Here is a 16,706-nt window from a genome sequence, read left to right on the forward strand (position 1 = left end):
CCACGAGTAGGCTGGTGGATTGTGAGCAACCCTGCCCTCGCCGATGTTCCGGGCCCCCTCCTGGTCCGCTCGGCTCCCATCGACGACCCCGGCGCCCTGCTCTCCCTCCTCCCCCAGGACGACGCGTTCGCCTGGGTCCACAACGGTGACGGGCTGGTCGGCTGGGGCCGCGCCGCGGAGGTTCACACCTCCGGCAAGGGACGTTTCGCCGAGGCCGAGCAGTGGTGGCGCGACCTGGCCCAGCACGCCGTGGTCCGCGACGAGGTCGGCACACCGGGCTCCGGGCTGGTCGCATTCGGCTCGTTCACCTTCTCCGACGACACCGAGGGCAGCGCACTGGTCGTGCCCGAGATCGTGGTCGGGCGCCGCGACGGCGTCACCTGGGTCACGCTGATCGGCCTGGGCATCACGGCCACGCCGCCGCTCGTCCCCTCGTCGGCTCCTCGCGAGCCCTCCGGTGCGACGTTCTCGGACGGCGCGGTCGACAGCGCCGAGTGGCAGCAGATGGTCGCCGAGGCCGTGTCCCGCATCGTCCGTGACGACCTGGACAAGGTCGTGCTGGCCCGCGAGCTGGTCGCGACGCTCGACGAGCCGCTGGACGTCCGCGCACCGCTGGCCAGGCTCGCCGAGCAGTACCCGAGCTGCTGGACGTTCCACGTCGACGGCTTCTTCGGCTCCACCCCCGAGATGCTCGTGCGCCTCGAACGGGGCCTGGTGACCTCACGCGTCCTGGCCGGGACGATCCGGCGCACCGGCGACGACACCCGCGACCTGGCGCTGGCCGGATCGCTGGCCCGCTCGAGCAAGGATCTCGAGGAGCACGAGTACGCCGTGCGCTCGGTCGCGGACGCACTGGCACCGCACTGCACGAACATGTTTGTCCCGGAGACGCCGTTCGTGCTGCACCTGCCCAATGTCATGCACCTGGCGACCGATGTCACGGGCGTCATGAGGAACGGCGCCGGCGCCCTGACCCTCGCGGCCTCGCTGCACCCGTCCGCGGCAGTCGGCGGCACCCCCACCGCGGAGGCGGTCCGGCTGATCGGCCAGGTCGAGCGGCTCGACCGCGGCCGCTATGCCGGCCCGGTCGGCTGGATCGACGCCCGCGGCGACGGCGAGTGGGGCATCGGCCTGCGCTCGGCCCAGATCGAGGACGATGGTCGCACCGTGCGGCTGTTCGCCGGCTGCGGCATCGTGGCCGACTCCGTGCCCGCCGACGAGCTGGCCGAGTCCGAGGCCAAGCTCATCCCGGTGCGCGACGCCCTGCGTCCACGCACCTGACCGGCCGGCTACCGGTAGACCTTCGCCTCCAGCGGCTGCCCCATGATCCGGGCGGCCAGCAGACGGTGCAGGCCGTCCAGGTGCCACCAGCCGTTGCTGCCCTCCACCTCGAAGATCTTGGCCGGCTTGATCGCCTCACCCGCGTCGAGCTGGGTGAGGTAGTAGTTGACCTTCGCGACGCCGACGAACTCCTGCGGGGTCATGACGACGGTGTGCGGGCTCAGCACGATCGTCTCGCCGGCGGCGTGCGGAGACCGGTCGTCCTTGAGCCGCAGCGGTCCGGAGAACACCACGGCCAGCCACAGCAGCCGCCGGGTGTTGACGACCTTCTCGTCGCCGGTCATGCGGATGAACTCGCCGAGGCGCTCCATCGAGTCGTCGTCGAGGTCCGTCGGTGCAGCGGCCAGCTTGGGGCCGAGCTTGGGCAGACGGACCACGACGACCTCAGCCGGCCGTGACCGGTGCGAGCGCGGGCCAGCGGGGGCGCAGGCCGTCACCCGAGGAGGTGCCGGTCAGGCGCCGCTTGACCCAGGGGCCGGCGTGGGACTTGGCCCACTCCAGGTTCGCGGCGCGACGCTGCTTGGAGGTCAGCAGCGGCCGTTCGAGCACCTCGAGCGGCTTGAGGTCGTGCGCGATGCCGAGCGTGTCGAGCACCGCGATGGCCATCCGCTGGTGGCCGGCGCTGGACATGTGCATGCGGTCGATGTCCCACAGCCGGTCGTCGCGGTAGTCCCGCAGCCGCCAGAAGTCGACCAGCACGGCGTCGTGGCGCTCGGCGATCTCACGGACGAGCTCGTTGTAGATCGCGAAGCGGCCGCGCAGGGCACCGAACACCGGGGACTCGCCGGGGTCGTACGCGGTGAACATGACGACCCGGGCACCGGCGTCGGTGAGGCGTCCGATGGCCACGTCGTACGTCGCCATCAGGTTGTCGATGTCGACCCGGGGGCGCAGGACGTCATTGGCGCCGGCGTAGATCGTGACCAGGTCGGGCTTCATCGCGATCGCGGGCTCGAGCTGCTCGGCCACGATCTGCAGGAGCTTGCGCCCGCGGATCGCCAGGTTCGCGTAGGTGAAGTCGTCGCCGGCCAGCTCTGCGGCCATCCGGTCGGCCCAGCCCCGGACGCCATTGGGACGGGTCGGGTCGGGGTCGCCGACGCCTTCGGTGAATGAGTCGCCGAGCGCGACATAACGGTGGAAGCTCACCGACGCAGTCTACCGACCTCAGCCATCGAGCAGGCCACGGCGGCGAGCGATCGCCGCCGCCTCCGTGCGCCCGGACGCCTCGAGCTTGGCCAGGATGTTCGACACGTGCACCGAGACCGTCTTGATGCTGATGAACAGGTGCTTGCCGATCTCGCCGTTGCTACGACCGGCGGCCACCTGGTGGAGCACCTCGATCTCGCGGGGTGTCAGCTGGACCTCGGACCCGTCCTGGCGTGGGCGCAGCAGCTCGATCTCGGCCAGCAGGGGACGCGCGCGCAGCCGCTCGGCGTCACCGCGCGCCTCGTGCAGCAGGGCGGCCGCCTCGGCCCCGGCGCCGGTCGTCATGAGCACCGCCGCCAGCCGGGTCGCCGAGCGAGCGGTCTCGTAGGGGTCGTCGAGGCCGCGGAACGCCTCCAGCGTGGAGCGCCAGGCGCCGGTCAGCTCGTCGAGGTCCGGGGCGTCCACCCCGCAGCGCCACCGCAGCCGGGCGATCTCGGCGTGCGCGCGGCGGCGCCACGCCTCACCCTCGGGCCCGAAGGGGTGGGTCGCGGCGACGACCCGCTCGACGTCACCGGCCAGGGCCGGGACCTGTGCGAGCAGCAGGTGCTGACCGGCACGCTCCAGTGATTCGACGGCGCCGGCGTACTGGCCCAGCAGCAGGGCCGCGAGCTTGATCCGTCCCGGGAAGTCGGGCTCGTCCCAGGCCCGGACGAACACCTCGATCACGTCGTCGTACGTGCGTCGCGCGGCCACGAGGTCGCCGGCGACGCCGTACAGCTCGATGAGCCCCGCGCTGCCGTGCGCCGATGCGGCCTCCTCATGACGCCACAACGACCGCATGGCGAGGGTGCGCTCGATCTGCTCGACCTCACCGCGGGCGGCCGCCACCGGCAGCCCGACGGCCGCCAGGTTCGCGGCCAGCAGCGCGGGAAGTCCGGCCTGCGGCTCGCACAGCTCGCGGACCCGGTCCCAATGACCGCGCATGTACGCCACGACCGCGCCGAAGAACCGGCCGTCGAATCCGTAGGGGCCCTTGCCCCAGCCGGTCTCCTCGGCGCGGCGCAGGGCCTCGGCGAAGGCCCACTCGGCCTGGTCGAGCTCGCCGGCGTTGAAGTTGATGAAACCCAGCTGGTTCAGCCCGCGCAGCTCGCCCAGCACGTGCCCGGACACGCGCGAGCTGTCGACGAGCTCGTGGAAGGTCGCCCTGGCCCGGTCGGGGTCGTCACCGGTGCGCACCATGAGCCGGGTCAAGGTGGCCTTGGCATCGCTGATGACCTGCTCCGAGCCGATCTGCTCCCCGATCGCGAGGGCCCGCTCGCCCCACGCGATCGCCTCCTGGTCGAGCTGCCGGCTAGACAGCACGCGCGCCCGCAGCGCGACGACCTCGCCGCGCAGCGCGGTTGGCTCGTCGGGCACGACCCGCGCGGCGTCCGCGCTGGCCTGCTCGGCCTCGGCGTCCAGGTTGGCGTAGTAGCTGGTGTTGCCGATCGCGACGAGCAGACGCCCGTGGCAGCCTCTCCCCCGATCCGCAGGCAGCTGAGCCAGCCGGTCGCGCAGCAGGTCGAGTGCCCGCATGAGCTGGCCGGAGGTGACCAGCGCATCGGCGGCGTCGATGACCAGGTCGATCTCGTCGGTGCCCTCCGGCGCCGCGTCGAGCAGCTCGAGGGCCTGCTCCCAGTGCGCAGCAGCCTCGTCGTGACCGGCCACGCGCCCTGCTGCCCGGGCGGCTTCCACCGTCGCGAGGAAGGCGGTCCGCCGGTCGCCGGCCGCGAGGGCGTGCCTGGCCAGCGTGGCAGGTGGGGCGTCGGGCGCCAGCGCCGCCAGGAACGCCCCGTGGATGCGCCGCCGCTCACCCGGCAGCAGATCGTCGCGCAGCGCCTCCCCCAGCAGGGCGTGGCGGAACGCGTAGTCATCGGAGCCGCTGCGGCGCAGCACCTTGTGGTCGACCGCCGTCACGAGCGCCTCGTCGAGCTCGACGTCGCTGAGCCCGGCGGCGGCGGCGAGCGCCGCGAACCCCTCACGGCCGTCGGTGACCGCTGCGGCCCGCACCAGGCGCCGGGCGGGCTCGTCCAGCCGGTCCAGCCGCACGAGCAGCAGATCGCTGAGGGTCTCGGGCAGGGAGGAGGCGTGGTCGGCCATCCCCGCGTCGATCAACTCCTCGACGTAGAACGCGTTGCCGCCGGCTCGCTGGACCACCGCGTGCAGCTCGTCCGGGCCCAGGGTGCCGTCGGCGCGCACCCGGACCAGGTCGGCCACCTCGGCGTCCGCGAGCGGCTCGAGCTCGATGCGGCGCACCCCCGGCATCCGGACCCACTCGGTCAGCGGCTGCCGCAGCGGGTGCTTGCGGTGCAGGTCGTCGGAGCGGTAGCTCACCACGACGTGGACCGAGCGATGAAATCCCTGCGCCATGACGTAACGGATCAGGTGGCGGGTCGAGGCATCGGCCCAGTGGGCGTCCTCGATGACCAGCAGCACCGGCTGCTCCTCGGCCAGCGAGTCGAGGGCGGCCACCACCGATGCGAACAGCTCGGCCCGCTCGACACCCGGACCCGGTGCCGCCGACGGACGCGGCAGCAGGGGGCCCAGCGCCGGGAAGCGCTCGGCCAGCCGGTCGCGCTCGTCGACGCCCAGGCCCGAGAACGCGTCCCCGAACGGCTGGTACGGCGGTGCGCTGTCGCCCAGGTCGAGGCAGTGGCCCGCCATGACCCGGTGGCCCGCCTCCCGCGCGCGCAGGCCCAGCTCGCGCAGCAACCGCGTCTTGCCGATGCCCGCGTCGCCCCCGAGCAGCACGATGTCGCGGGCGTCGGTCGTCACACCTGCGTACTGCAGCAGCAGGTCCAGCTCGTCCCGGCGCCCGACCAGCGGTGTGGCCGCGGAGCGATGATTCGCCATGTCCCCCATCATGACCGAAGCATCGGACGCTTTGACCCAGCTACTTGATCGTCTTCTTGCCGCCGTGCAGGAGCGTGATGAGCGAGGCGACCCGCGCATCGGTCTTGGGGTCGCGGGCGAAGGACGTCAGCAGCATCGGCGGACGGTACTTCTGGCGCGTGATCGCCTTGGCGTAGGTGAACTCCTTCAGGCCGTCGGGGCCGTGGATGCGCCCGAAGCCGGACTCGCCCACGCCGCCGAACGGCAGCGTCGGCACGCCCGCGAACGCGATGACCGAGTTGACCGAGGTCATGCCCGAACGGATGCGCTTGGCGATCTCCATGCCCCGCTTCTTGGAGAACACCGCCCCGGCCAGGCCGTACGAGGTGGCGTTGGTCAGCTCGACCGCCTCGTCCATGCTCGCGACCGGGTTGATCGCCAGGGTGGGCCCGAAGGTCTCCTCGGTCATCCCGACCGAGTCCTCGGGGACGTGCGTCAGGATCGTCGGCTGCACGAAACGATCCCCCACCGCGTCCTTGCCGCCGAGCGCGACGTGTGCGCCCTTGTCGATCGCGTCGTCGATGTGGGTGCGGATGACGTCGATCTGCGACGGCATCGTGATCGGCCCGATCTTGGCGCCCGAGTCGGCGCCCGCCCGCAGGCCCTTGGCCTGGCTGAGGATCTCGGTCATGAACGAGTCGAAGACCCGCTCGTGGACGTACACCCGCTCGGTGCCGATGCAGGTCTGGCCGGCATTGGACATGCCGCCCCACAGTGCCGCCTCGGCGGCCTTGGTCAGGTTCGCGTCCTCGTCGACGATCAAGGAGTCCTTGCCGCCGGCCTCGATGATGACGGGGGTCAGGTTCTCGGCGCACTCGGCCATGACCTTCTTGCCCGTGCGTCCCGAGCCGGTGAACGCGAGCTTGTCGACACCCGAGGTGCACAGCGCGTTGCCGGTCTCGCCCAGGCCCGTGACGACCTGCAGCACCGCCCGGCCGTGGACGACCTCGGTCAGGCTGTCGGCGAGCCACTGGCCGACGCCCGGGGTGTACTCGCTCGGCTTGAAGACCACCGTGTTGCCGGCGGCCAGGGCGTAGGCGATCGAGCCCATCGGGGTGAAGACGGGGTAGTTCCACGGGCCGATGACGCCGACGACGCCCAGCGAGCGGTACTCGACGGTCGCGGCCTGGTTGGCCATCAGCAGGCCCGACTTCACCTTGTGCGGGCCGAGCACCTTCTTGGCGTGCTTGGCCGCCCACGCGATGTGGTCGATGGCCAGGACGATCTCGAGCTGCGCGTCGCCGTGCGGCTTGCCGGTCTCCCGGTGCGAGAGCTCGGCCAGCTGGGCGATGCGGCGGGTCAGCACGCTGCGCCAGGTCAGCAGGTACTCGGCGCGCTCGTCGAAGGACAGGTTGCCCCACCAGTCGGCGGTGTCGCGGGCGCGAGCCACCGCGGCGTCGACATCGGCCTTGGAGGCGATGGGGTGGGTGCCCACGACGTCCCCGGTGGCCGGGTTCAGCGAGTCGAAGGTCTCTGTCGGCGCATCGGTGCCGGCGGTCGGTTCGAGCGTTGCGGTCATGAACGGGACTCCTTGATGAGATCGGCGCACTTCTCGCCGATCATGATGGTGGGTGCATTGGTGTTGCCGCGGGGCACCCGCGGCATGACGGACGCATCGGCGACCCGCAGGCCGTCCACGCCATGGACTCTGAGCTGTGGGTCGACGACGCTGCCCTCGATCGTGCCCATCGCACAGGTGCCGACCGGGTGGTAGAGCGTCTGCCCGAGGGCGCCGATCGCCTCGATGATCTGGTCGTCGGTCGGATCGGCCGAGGCCGGGACCCAGGGCGTGTCGATGAGCCGCGTGATCGGGCCCTGCGACAGGATCTGGAACGCCCGCCGGAAGCCGCCGATCATGGCGTCCAGGTCGGCCCGGTCGTCGAAGTAGCCCGGATCGATCTCGGGATGCCAGCTCGGATCGGCCGAGCGCAACCTGATGTGCCCCTTGCTCTGCACGTTGACCAGGGTCACTGCCGTCGTCTGCGCCCGGCGCATCGGCTCGTGCAGGCCGTTGTCGTAGAAGCCGGTCGGCGCGACGTGCAGCTGGATGTCGGGCAGGTCCAGATCGTCCCGCGAGCTGAAGAACGCGCCGGTGTCGGCGACATTGGAGCTCAACGGCCCCTTGCCGGTCGCCCGCCACCTCAGCAGGTTGCCCAGGCCGAGCATCTCGGCGACATCGGTGGTGTCCTTGGTGTGGCTGAGGATTCCCGAGACGGGGTGGTCCTGCAGGTTCTGACCCACGCCGGGCGACTCGACGGCGACGTCGATGCCCATCTCGCTCAGGTGCGCACCCGGTCCGATGCCCGACAGCATCAGCAGCTGGGGGCTGTTGATCGCGCCCCCGCTGAGGACGACCTCGGCCTCGGCCCGGGCGACGAGGTCCTGGCCGTGGCGGCGGTAGGCGACGCCGCTCGCCCGGTTGCCGTCCAGGAGGATCTTCGTCACGAAGGCCTCGGTGCGCAGCGTCAGGTTGGGGCGGTCCAGGGCCGGCCGGATGTAGGCATCGGCGACCGACCAGCGGCGACCCTTCTTCGTGGTGAGCTGGTAGGCACCGATGCCGTCCTGCGCGGCACCGTTGAAGTCGTCGGTGCGCTTGAGGCCCGCGGCGACCCCCGACTCGAGGAAGGCGGCGCTCAACGGGTGGACGTAGGTGCGGTCCTCGACATGCAGCGGCCCCTCGGTGCCGTGGAACGGATCGCCCAGGCGGGTGTTGCCCTCGGCCTTCTTGAAGTACGGCAGGACGTCCTCGTACCCCCACCCGGTGGCTCCGTGGGCGTCGCGCCACTCGTCGTAGTCGGCGTGGTTGCCGCGGATGTAGATCATCGCGTTCATCGACGAGCAGCCGCCGAGCGCCTTCATCCGGGGCCAGTACGCGCGACGGCCGGCGAGGTGCTTCTGGGGAGTCGTCTCGTAGTTCCAGTCCCACTTGGTCTTGAACAGCGTCGAGAAACCCAGCGGCATGCGGATCATCTCGTCGTCGTCCACGGGGCCGGCCTCGAGCAGCAGCACCCTGGTCTGCGGGTCCTCGCTGAGCCGCGCGGCGACGACTCCGCCGGCGCTGCCCGAACCGATCACGATGTAGTCGTAGGACTCGTCCACCATTTTGCCTCCTGCGGCCGGGTGACTCAGGCCACAAACCTACTGCCAGCACGACCGTGACACAACCGCTGTCACGGTTTCAGGACGGCCCGAACTTCCGCGGCCACCCGCGCCTCGAGCTCGCGCCGCCCGCTCCGGTCGACCGGGACCTCGAGGACGCGTATGCCGGCGACCTCCTCGGCCAGCGCCGACGGCAGGTCGCCGGCCGCCAGGACACGGTGCGGGACGCCGTACCCGGCGCACAGCGCGGCGATGTCGGCGCCGGTCGGTGTCGCGTAGACGCGCTCGAACGACTCGGCGTACTCCGGTGCGCCCTGCTCCAGGGTCGAGAAGATGCTGCCACCGTCGTCGGAGGCGACCACGATCGTCAGGTCGGGGCGAGGCTCCCCCGGGGCGATCAGCAGCCCGTTGCTGCCGTGCAGGAAGGTCAGGTCGCCGACGTAGGCGATCGCGCGGGTCGAGGGCCGGGCCAGCGCGGCGCCGATCGCGCTGGACAGGACGCCGTCGATGCCGGCCAGTCCGCGGTTCGCGATGATCAGCCGCTTCTCCCCGACCGGGTACGGACGGGCGACCAGGTCCAGGTCACGGATCGGGCTGGACGATCCGACGAGCAGCAGTCCGCCCGGTGGGACCGCGGCGTTCACGGCGCGGGCCACCTCGTACGGGGTGCCCGGGGTGATCTCGTCGATGACCGTGGTCGCGAGGGCGTCATCGGCCAGCCAGGCCGCGAGCCAGACCGGAGCGTCCTGCCCGTCGGCCTCGACCCGATCGACGAACGTGACGTTGTCGCCGGCCGGCACCGGGAACGTGTCCTGCGTCCCCACGTGGATGATCGGGATGTCGGTCCGGGCCAGCAGCCGGGTCACCGGACGCGTCAGCGTCACGTGCCCGAAGCTGACCACCCGCTCGATGCCGGCGGCCAGCGGCGAGTGCGCGAGCAGCTGCCGGTACGCCACGAGGGCCTCGCCGTTGCGGGAGCCCGAGCTGGGCTCGGCCAGCAGCGGCCAGCGCGCGTCGAGGGCCAGGATCCGGGCGGGCTGGCGCGCGTCGTCGCCGGCGACGACGACGGTGCGCGGTCCCAGCGGCAGGCGCTCGGGAGCTGCTTGCGCCCGGTCCGTCCGGGCGGGATCGGGGGCGGCCTGGGGCGTCACGTCCCACTCGACCGGTTCGATCAACGGCTCGTCCAGCTCGAGGTTGAGGTGCTGCACCGTGCCGGTGATCCCGTCGACGCGGTCGGTGAACGGCACGCCGGGAAAGATCTGCCGCTGGTCGGTGGTCTGGTTGGCGCCCGTGCCGCGCAGCCGGCCCGGGCGGTCGGCGGTCACCGCGAGCACCGGCACGTCCGCGTGCAGCGCCTCGAGCATCGCGGGGTGCAGATTCGCCACGGCCGTGCCGGACGTCGTGACGACCGGCACCAGCCGACGGGACGCCTTGGCCATGCCGAGGGCCAGGAAGGCGGCCTCCCGCTCGTCGACCCGGACGTGCAGGCGGATCGCGCCGGCCCGGTCGGCGGCGAGGAAGCCGAGGGCCAGCGGCCCGGACCGGGATCCCGGTGACAGCACGGCCTCGCGGACGCCGGCCGCGACCAGCACCTGGATGAGCTGCTTGGCGTCGCCCGTCGAGCTCATGCCAGCACCGCCCGGACGGCCGAGAGCCGGGCCTGCCAGCGAGCATCGGTCTCGTCGTCGGCGGCGACGGCCTCGTACGCGGCCGGGTCGAGCTGCTGGCGTCCGACCGGCAGCAGCCCGTCCACAGGCACCAGCGGGTGTGCCACGACGTCCCCGTCCAGCAGCGAGGTCGTGCCGAGGCCACAGGCGTACGGCAGCTCCGGCAGGGCTGCGGCCAGGGCCAGGCCGGCGGCCAGACCGATCGAGGTGTCGACGGCGCTGGACACCACGACCGGCAGCCCGATCTGCTCGGCGATGCGCAGGCAGGCGTGCACGCCGCCGAGCGGCGCGACCTTCAGGACGGCGATGTCGGCGGCCTCCAGCTCGACGACGCGGAACGGGTCGTCCGCGCGGCGGATCGACTCGTCCGCGGCGATCGGGACGTCGACCCGGCGGCGCACCGCTGCGAGGTCCTCGACGGATGCGCAGGGCTGCTCGACGTACTCCAGTCCGTGGGCCGCGATGGTGAGGGCCGTGATCGCACCGACCGCCTCGTCGACGGACCAGCCGCCGTTGGCGTCGACCCGCACCCGGCCGCCCGCTCCGATGGCGTCGCGGACCGCCTCGACGCGCTCGATGTCGTCGGCCAGGCGCTGCCCCTTCTCGGCGACCTTGACCTTGGCGGTGCTGCAGCCGCTGCGGCGCACGATCGCCGCGGCCTGCTCGGGACCGACGGCGGGCACGGTGCAGTTGACCGGCACGTGGGTGCGCAGGGGCTGCGGCCACTCCCGCTCGGCCGAGTCGATCGCGGCGGCCAGCCAGGGGGCGCTCTCGCGGGCGTCGTAGTCCAGGAACGGGCTGAACTCCGCCCAGCCGGCCGGGCCCTCGAAGACCATCCCCTCGCGCCGCGTGATCCCGCGGAACCGGGTCGGCATCGGGATGGAGAAGGTTCGCGGCTGCACAACTGGCAACTTACCCGCCCCGACGTACGTTGGAGGAATGACCCGAATCGCCATCGTCGGGGGCCACGGCAAGATCGCGCGCCTCCTCATCCCCGTCCTGGCCGAGGCCGGCCACCAGCCCGTCGCCCTCGTCCGCAATCCCGACCACACCGCCGAGCTGGAGGACCTCGGCGCCGAGGTCGCCCTGCTGGACATCGAGAAGTCCGGCGAGGACGACTTCGCCAAGGCCTTCGACGGCGCAGGCGCCATCGTGTTCGCCGCAGGCGGCGGTGCTGACGGCAACGTCGAGCGCAAGAAGACCGTCGACCTCGGCGGATCGCTGAAGTCGATCGCCGGGGCCGGCACCGCCGGCGTCCGCCGATTCGTGCAGATCTCCGCGATGGGCGTCGACGAGCCCGTCGGCGATGACGTCGAGGACGCCTGGCGGGCCTACGTCGACGCCAAGCGCGACGCCGACATCGCGCTGCGCGACAGCGACCTGGACTGGACCATCATCCGTCCCGGCGCCCTGACCGATGACGCCCCGACCGGCCGGATCCAGCTGGCCGAGCGGGCCGAACGCTCGCAGGTGCCGCGCGCCGACGTCGCAGCCGTCATCGCCGCGGTGCTGGACGATCCACGCACCCACGGCAAGCAGTGGGAGCTCGTCAGCGGCGACACCCCGATCGCCGACGCGATCACCGCCGCCGTCCGCTGAACCCGGGGGGCGGTGGCTCAGCCACCCATCCGGACGCGATGACGTGGCTGGGCCACCGCCCCATCACGGGATGCGTGGCTCAGGCACCGCCGCGGGCGCGGCGCTGCAGGGCCTGGCGGTCGATCTTGCCGCCGGGCAGCAGCGGCAGCCCGTCGAGCAGGACGATCTCGCGGGGCGCCCAGGTGCGGGGCAGGCCCAGCTGCTCGACGCCGTCGCGGACGCCCTCCAGCCGCAGACCGTCCAGGCACACCGCATCGTCCGGCACGACATACGCCACGACCCGGGTGCCCCACTCGTCATCGGGCACGCCGAGCGCGATCGCCTCACGGACCCCCTCGAGGGCACGCACGGCACGGGTCACAGCCGGCAGCGGGATGTTGACGCCGCCGCTGATGACCACGTCGTCGGAGCGTCCGGTCACGTGCAGGCGTCCGTCCGCGTCGATCTCGCCCAGATCGGCCGTCGCGAACCAGCCGTCGCGCAGCACCCTGGCGGTCGCCTCGGGATCGGCGTACCCGTCGAACAGCACCGGACCACGGATCAGCACCTGCCCCGCGTCGTCGAGGCGGATCTCGACGCCGTCCAGCGGCACGCCGTCGTACACGCATCCGCCGCTCGTCTCGCTCATGCCGTAGGTCCGCACGACCGGGACGTCCGTCAGCGCGTCCAGCAGCTCCGGCGGCATCGCGGCCCCGCCGACGAGCAGGGCGTCCAGGGAGCGCAGGACGTCGGACTGCCCGGCCTCCACGAGCCGGTGCACCTGGGTCGGGACGAGCGAGGCGTACCGCCGATCGCCCGGTACCGCGGCGATCGCCTCGCCCAGGGTGTCGTGCTCGGCGGCGAAGACCGGCGCGAGGCCGGCCAGGGCCGACCGCACCAGCACCTGGAGGCCACCGACACCGGTGACCGGCATCGCCAGGAGCCAACCGCCCGGGCCTCCCAGCCGCTCGAGGCTCGCGCGCGCCGACGCGATGACGGCCGCATGCGACAGGATTACGTCCTTGGGCTCGCCCGTGCTGCCGGACGTCCGGATGACGACGGGCTCCCCGCCGTCACGCACCCAGGCCTGCACGAGCTCGAAGACCTCCCGCGGGGCCCCCGAGACCGGACGAAGACCAGCGGTCACGACGACGGCTCACCGGACGCGGCCGGCAGGTCGAGCGGACGCTTCAGGTAGATCCACGGGAACCACATCGAGCCGATCCGCTCCCAGCCCGCGGACTCGAGCTCGCGGGCCCTGCGGCTGCCGACCACCGCACGCGCGTGCTCCCACTGGACAGGGGACTGCTCGACGTGATGGAACATCGGGCCGAAGGCGATCGAGTGCCATCCGTGCCGCCCCCACGCGTTGAGCTGGTCGATCTCGTTGAACGCGGTCAGCCCGACGAGCTGTCGGTGCTCGGGCGATCCGGGCCCGGCGACGGGTGCGCGGCCGAAGCGCTGCTGGGCGGCCTGGCGCGACATGCCCATGGCCGAGCCGATGGCCTCCCAGCTGGAGCCGGCCCCGCGAGCCGATGCGACCGCGTCGTGCAGCAACCGGTTGGTCTCCTGGTGCACGCGCCGGGTCAGCAGCACCAGCTCCAGGTGGGCCGCCGGATCGGTCCCGAGGCGTTTGGCCAGCGAGGGGTCCAGACGCGCGACGGCGCGTGCGATGTGATCGGTGAACTCTGCGTCGTCGGCCGGCATGCGGTCAACCCTAGCTTGACGCACCCCAGAACGCCCCTGGATCGTCAACCAAACATTGACAATGCGGCGGAGTGGCAGACTGGTCGGTCATGAGTGCCTCCCTGTCCCCCGCCCAGATCTGGCTCGCGGGCGCCCGCCCACGCACGCTGCCGGCAGCCGTCGCGCCCGTGCTGGCGGGCACGGGTGCGGCTGCCTACTCCGACAGCGTCGTGTGGTGGAAGGCACTGCTGGCGCTGGGCGTCTCCGTCGCCCTGCAGATCGGCGTCAACTACGCCAACGACTACTCCGACGGCATCAAGGGCACCGATGACGACCGGGTCGGCCCCCTGCGGCTCGTCGGTTCGGGACTGGTCCCGGCCCGCACCGTCAAGACCGCGGCGCTGGCCTTCCTCGGTCTCGGCGGCATCCTCGGCTTCGCCCTCGCGGCGACCACATCATGGTGGCTGCTGCTGGTGGGCGTCGTCGCCCTGGCGGCCGCGTGGACGTACACCGGCGGCCCGTCGCCGTACGGCTACCGGGCACTCGGAGAGATCAGCGTCTTCGTCTTCTTCGGCCTCGTGGCAGTGCTGGGCACGGCCTACGTCCAGGTCGAGGACATCACCCAGGTCGCCGTCGCGGCATCCATCGGCATCGGGGCACTGGCCTGCCAGATCCTGGTGGCCAACAACCTGCGCGACATCCCCACGGACTCGGTGACCGGCAAGCGGACGCTCGCGGTCGTGCTCGGCGACTCCGGCACGCGCCGGCTGTTCGGATTCCTGGGCTTCCTGGCGATCGCGATGCTGGTGTGGGCCGCCTTCTCGACCCCGTGGGCCCTGCTGGGCCTGATCTGCCTGCCGCTGCTCGGCCGCGGCGCGGCCGTCGTGGCGTCCGGCGCCAAGGGCATGGACCTGATCCCCGTCCTGCGCGACGCCGGGCTGGCCGAGCTGCTGTACGCCGCCGGACTCGCGATCGGTCTGTGGATCGGCGCCTGACGTGCTGCGCGTCGCGATCGTCTCCGACACCCACGGGCCGCGGTTCTGGAAGGCCATGCCCCCCGCCGTCGCCGAGCAGCTGGACGGCGTCGACCTGATCCTGCACGCCGGCGACGTGTGCGTCCCGTCGGTGCTGGACGAGCTCGCGGCGTACGCTCCCGTCCACGTCGTGCTCGGCAACAACGACGGTCCCGATGTCGCCGCCTGGGGCGCTCCCGAGACCCTGCGGCTGGAGCTGGACGGGCTGCAGGTCGCGATGATCCACGACTCGGGCCAGAAACAGGGACGGGCGGCGCGGATGCGGCGCCAGTTCCCCGAGGCCGACCTGGTCGTGTTCGGCCACTCCCACATCCCCTGGGACACCCAGGAGGGCGGTCAGCGCCTGTTCAACCCCGGCTCGCCGACCGACAAGCGCCGCCAGCCCCGCGGCACGATGGGCCACCTGGTCATCGACGCGGGGCGCATCCGGTCCCTCGACCTCGTCCCCACCACGGCCTAGCGGTTTACCACGGTCCCTCCGCAAACGTCGTCCCCCCAAGGGAAATTTGCCCCGGGCGGAGCCGGTTTGCGGAGGGACCGTGGTAAACCGTCAGCGCGGGAGGGTGCCGGTGGCGGCGAACTCGGCCAGGGCGGCGCTGTAGGGCGCGATGTCGATGCCCTTCGCGGCGAGCCACGCGTCGTCGTAGTAGGTGTGCGCGTACCGCTCCCCGCCGTCGCACAGCAGGGTCACGACGCTGCCGTCCTCACCCTCGTCGCGCATGCGCCCGATGAGCTCCAGCGAGGCCCACACGTTCGTGCCCGTCGACCCGCCGACCGGGCGCCCCAGGATGCCCGAGACCCAGCGCATCGTCGCGATCGAGGCGGCATCGGGCACCTGGACCATGTCGTCGATGACGCCGCCGACGAACGACGGCTCGACCCGCATCCGGCCGATGCCCTCGATACGGGACGGCTGCCCCGTCGTGACGTCCGAGCGGTCAGCCGCCCAGCCGCCGAAGAACGCGGAGTTCTCCGGGTCCGCCACCGCGACGCGGGTCTCCAGCCGGCGGTAGCGGACGTACCGGCCGATCGTGGCGGACGTCCCGCCCGTGCCGGCGCTGACCACGATCCAGGTGGGACACGGATGCGGCTCGGCCGACATCTGCTGGTAGATCGACTCGGCGATGTTGTTGTTGCCGCGCCAGTCCGTCGCCCGCTCCGCGTACGTGAACTGGTCCATGTAGTGCCCGCCGCACGCGTCCGCGAGCTCGCGAGCGACGTCGTAGACCGTGCCCGGGTCGTCCACCAGGTGGCAGCGACCGCCGTAGAACTCGATCAGCGCGATCTTCTCGGGGCTCGTGGTCGCCGGCATGACCGCCACGAACGGCAGCCCGATCAGGCGGGCGAAGTACGCCTCGCTGACCGCGGTCGAGCCGCTGGACGCCTCGATGACCGTCGACTCCGGGCCGAGCCAGCCATTGCAGAGGGCATACAGGAACAGCGAGCGCGCCAGTCGGTGCTTGAGGCTGCCGGTGGGGTGCACCGACTCGTCCTTGAGGTACAGCTCGATGCCCGGCACCGGGATGGGCAGGACGTGCAGGTGGGTGTCGGCGCTGCGGTTGGCGTCGGCGTCGACCCGGCGGATCGCCTCGGCGATCCAGGCGCGACTCTCAGTCGACGTCTTCGGCACGGCGGGACTCCTCGATGCGCGTCGTCATCCGGGAGGCCCGATCGTGGACGTCCTGCGCGAGCCGGTCACGCAGACCTGCGAGCAGGAAGATCGAGATGATCGAGGAGATGACGAGCGAGATCAGCAGGACCCAGATGGTGGAGACCGTGTTCGTCTCGAGCCAGATCTGGGACACGCCCCACACGATCGCGAAGCACACCCCGAACACCGCGAACCGGGCCAGAGTGTACGTCCAGAAAGCCTTCATGGCATCCAGCCTAATCGGTGCGTTCCAGTGCAGAGCCTGCGCGGTTGTCCCTCGACGATACGGTGGAGCCCATGGGCAAGGCTGTTCTTCTCGTGCTGGGCGTCGTGCTCGTCGTCTATGCGATCTTCGATCTGCTGGCGACCCCGAAGGACCAGGTGCGGCTGCTGCCCAAGCTCGTGTGGTTCGTGGTGGTGTTCATCCCGTTCGCGGGCGCGCTGCTGTGGATCTTCTTCGGCCACGCCAATGCCGTCCCGCCGCCGAAGCCGCGCGACACGGGAGGCTCGAACCGTCCCCCGGGGCCTCGCGGCCCCGATGACGACCCGGACTACCTGCGCAACCTCTGAGCT

16 protein-coding genes are annotated in these 16,706 nt (G+C 71.9%); 5 read left to right on the top strand and 11 right to left on the bottom strand.

Going from position 1 to position 16,706, the window contains the following annotated elements; genetic code table 11:
- Nucleotides 1–21: 21 nt before the first annotated feature.
- Nucleotides 22–1,281 (top strand): isochorismate synthase, encoded by a 1,260-nt coding sequence (locus tag NQV15_RS15800; RefSeq protein ID WP_232403824.1) that lies wholly within the window; start codon nucleotides 22–24, stop codon nucleotides 1,279–1,281.
- 8 nt (nucleotides 1,282–1,289) lie between these two features.
- Here NQV15_RS15800 and NQV15_RS15805 read toward each other — a convergent pair whose 3' ends face one another.
- From NQV15_RS15805 to NQV15_RS15840, 7 genes are all read right to left on the bottom strand, one after another.
- Nucleotides 1,290–1,718: a hypothetical protein gene (locus NQV15_RS15805; RefSeq protein WP_232403825.1), complete on the bottom strand. Its 429-nt coding sequence runs from the start codon at nucleotides 1,716–1,718 to the stop codon at nucleotides 1,290–1,292.
- A gap of 7 nt (nucleotides 1,719–1,725) precedes the next feature.
- Nucleotides 1,726–2,487 carry an SGNH/GDSL hydrolase family protein gene (locus NQV15_RS15810; RefSeq protein WP_232403827.1) on the bottom strand — a complete coding sequence of 254 codons (762 nt, stop codon included), beginning with the start codon at nucleotides 2,485–2,487 and terminating at the stop codon, nucleotides 1,726–1,728.
- A gap of 18 nt (nucleotides 2,488–2,505) precedes the next feature.
- On the bottom strand, nucleotides 2,506–5,379 hold the full coding sequence (locus NQV15_RS18145) for a helix-turn-helix transcriptional regulator (RefSeq protein WP_304523597.1): 2,874 nt from the start codon (nucleotides 5,377–5,379) through the stop codon (nucleotides 2,506–2,508).
- 40 nt (nucleotides 5,380–5,419) lie between these two features.
- A complete protein-coding gene (locus NQV15_RS15825; RefSeq protein WP_232403830.1) occupies nucleotides 5,420–6,937 on the bottom strand; it encodes an aldehyde dehydrogenase family protein in 1,518 nt (505 codons plus the stop codon).
- Nucleotides 6,934–8,520 carry a GMC family oxidoreductase gene (locus NQV15_RS15830; protein WP_232403831.1) on the bottom strand — a complete coding sequence of 529 codons (1,587 nt, stop codon included), beginning with the start codon at nucleotides 8,518–8,520 and terminating at the stop codon, nucleotides 6,934–6,936. Before NQV15_RS15830 ends, NQV15_RS15825 begins: the two co-directional genes overlap by 4 nt.
- 68 nt (nucleotides 8,521–8,588) lie before the next feature.
- The gene (gene menD / locus NQV15_RS15835; protein ID WP_232403834.1) at nucleotides 8,589–10,145 is read right to left on the bottom strand and encodes a 2-succinyl-5-enolpyruvyl-6-hydroxy-3-cyclohexene-1-carboxylate synthase; all 1,557 of its coding nucleotides are present in this window, start codon (nucleotides 10,143–10,145) and stop codon (nucleotides 8,589–8,591) included.
- A complete protein-coding gene (locus NQV15_RS15840; RefSeq protein WP_232403836.1) occupies nucleotides 10,142–11,086 on the bottom strand; it encodes an o-succinylbenzoate synthase in 945 nt (314 codons plus the stop codon). The genes menD and NQV15_RS15840 overlap by 4 nt, the downstream gene beginning before the upstream one ends.
- Nucleotides 11,087–11,123: 37 nt before the next feature.
- Here NQV15_RS15840 and NQV15_RS15845 point away from each other — a divergent pair, with 37 nt between their 5' ends.
- Complete coding sequence (locus tag NQV15_RS15845; protein WP_232403838.1) at nucleotides 11,124–11,783, top strand: SDR family oxidoreductase; 660 nt, start codon at nucleotides 11,124–11,126, stop codon at nucleotides 11,781–11,783.
- A gap of 79 nt (nucleotides 11,784–11,862) precedes the next feature.
- On the opposite strand, the gene NQV15_RS15850 is transcribed toward NQV15_RS15845, so the two are convergent.
- Together NQV15_RS15850 and NQV15_RS15855 are read right to left on the bottom strand one after the other, a co-directional pair.
- A complete protein-coding gene (locus NQV15_RS15850; RefSeq protein WP_232403840.1) occupies nucleotides 11,863–12,909 on the bottom strand; it encodes an AMP-binding protein in 1,047 nt (348 codons plus the stop codon).
- Nucleotides 12,906–13,469 (bottom strand): hypothetical protein, encoded by a 564-nt coding sequence (locus tag NQV15_RS15855; protein ID WP_232403841.1) that lies wholly within the window; start codon nucleotides 13,467–13,469, stop codon nucleotides 12,906–12,908. The genes NQV15_RS15850 and NQV15_RS15855 overlap by 4 nt, the downstream gene beginning before the upstream one ends.
- A 101-nt stretch (nucleotides 13,470–13,570) precedes the next feature.
- Here NQV15_RS15855 and NQV15_RS15860 point away from each other — a divergent pair, with 101 nt between their 5' ends.
- Entirely contained in the window at nucleotides 13,571–14,443 is an 873-nt protein-coding gene (locus tag NQV15_RS15860; protein ID WP_232404013.1) for a 1,4-dihydroxy-2-naphthoate polyprenyltransferase, read from the top strand.
- Between the two features lies 1 nt (nucleotide 14,444).
- Nucleotides 14,445–14,942: a metallophosphoesterase family protein gene (locus NQV15_RS15865; RefSeq protein WP_232403842.1), complete on the top strand. Its 498-nt coding sequence runs from the start codon at nucleotides 14,445–14,447 to the stop codon at nucleotides 14,940–14,942.
- Between the two features lie 90 nt (nucleotides 14,943–15,032).
- Here the strand turns inward: NQV15_RS15865 and cds1 are convergent, their stop codons facing one another.
- Both cds1 and NQV15_RS15875 read right to left on the bottom strand, forming a co-directional pair.
- The gene (gene cds1, locus NQV15_RS15870) at nucleotides 15,033–16,112 is read right to left on the bottom strand and encodes an L-cysteine desulfhydrase Cds1 (RefSeq protein WP_232403843.1); all 1,080 of its coding nucleotides are present in this window, start codon (nucleotides 16,110–16,112) and stop codon (nucleotides 15,033–15,035) included.
- Nucleotides 16,093–16,359 (bottom strand): DUF4229 domain-containing protein, encoded by a 267-nt coding sequence (locus NQV15_RS15875; protein ID WP_232403844.1) that lies wholly within the window; start codon nucleotides 16,357–16,359, stop codon nucleotides 16,093–16,095. The genes cds1 and NQV15_RS15875 overlap by 20 nt, the downstream gene beginning before the upstream one ends.
- Before the next feature lie 44 nt (nucleotides 16,360–16,403).
- Between NQV15_RS15875 and NQV15_RS15880 the strand changes: the two genes are divergently transcribed.
- Nucleotides 16,404–16,703: a PLD nuclease N-terminal domain-containing protein gene (locus NQV15_RS15880; protein ID WP_232403845.1), complete on the top strand. Its 300-nt coding sequence runs from the start codon at nucleotides 16,404–16,406 to the stop codon at nucleotides 16,701–16,703.
- The last annotated feature ends 3 nt before the right edge of the window (nucleotides 16,704–16,706 follow it).

The sequence above is a fragment of the Aeromicrobium wangtongii genome (assembly GCF_024584515.1).
GTDB classification, from domain to species: domain Bacteria; phylum Actinomycetota; class Actinomycetes; order Propionibacteriales; family Nocardioidaceae; genus Aeromicrobium; species Aeromicrobium wangtongii.

Bases quoted from the DNA above. Each gene is read 5' to 3' on its own strand.
- NQV15_RS18145 (WP_304523597.1), bottom strand. From the start codon at position 5,379: ATGGCGAATCATCGCTCCGCGGCCACACCGCTGGTCGGGCGCCGGGAC.
- NQV15_RS15825 (WP_232403830.1), bottom strand. From the start codon at position 6,937: ATGACCGCAACGCTCGAACCGACCGCCGGCACCGATGCGCCGACAGAG.
- NQV15_RS15830 (WP_232403831.1), bottom strand. From the start codon at position 8,520: ATGGTGGACGAGTCCTACGACTACATCGTGATCGGTTCGGGCAGCGCC.
- menD (WP_232403834.1), bottom strand. From the start codon at position 10,145: ATGAGCTCGACGGGCGACGCCAAGCAGCTCATCCAGGTGCTGGTCGCG.
- NQV15_RS15845 (WP_232403838.1), top strand. From the start codon at position 11,124: ATGACCCGAATCGCCATCGTCGGGGGCCACGGCAAGATCGCGCGCCTC.
- NQV15_RS15855 (WP_232403841.1), bottom strand. From the start codon at position 13,469: ATGCCGGCCGACGACGCAGAGTTCACCGATCACATCGCACGCGCCGTC.
- NQV15_RS15875 (WP_232403844.1), bottom strand. From the start codon at position 16,359: ATGAAGGCTTTCTGGACGTACACTCTGGCCCGGTTCGCGGTGTTCGGG.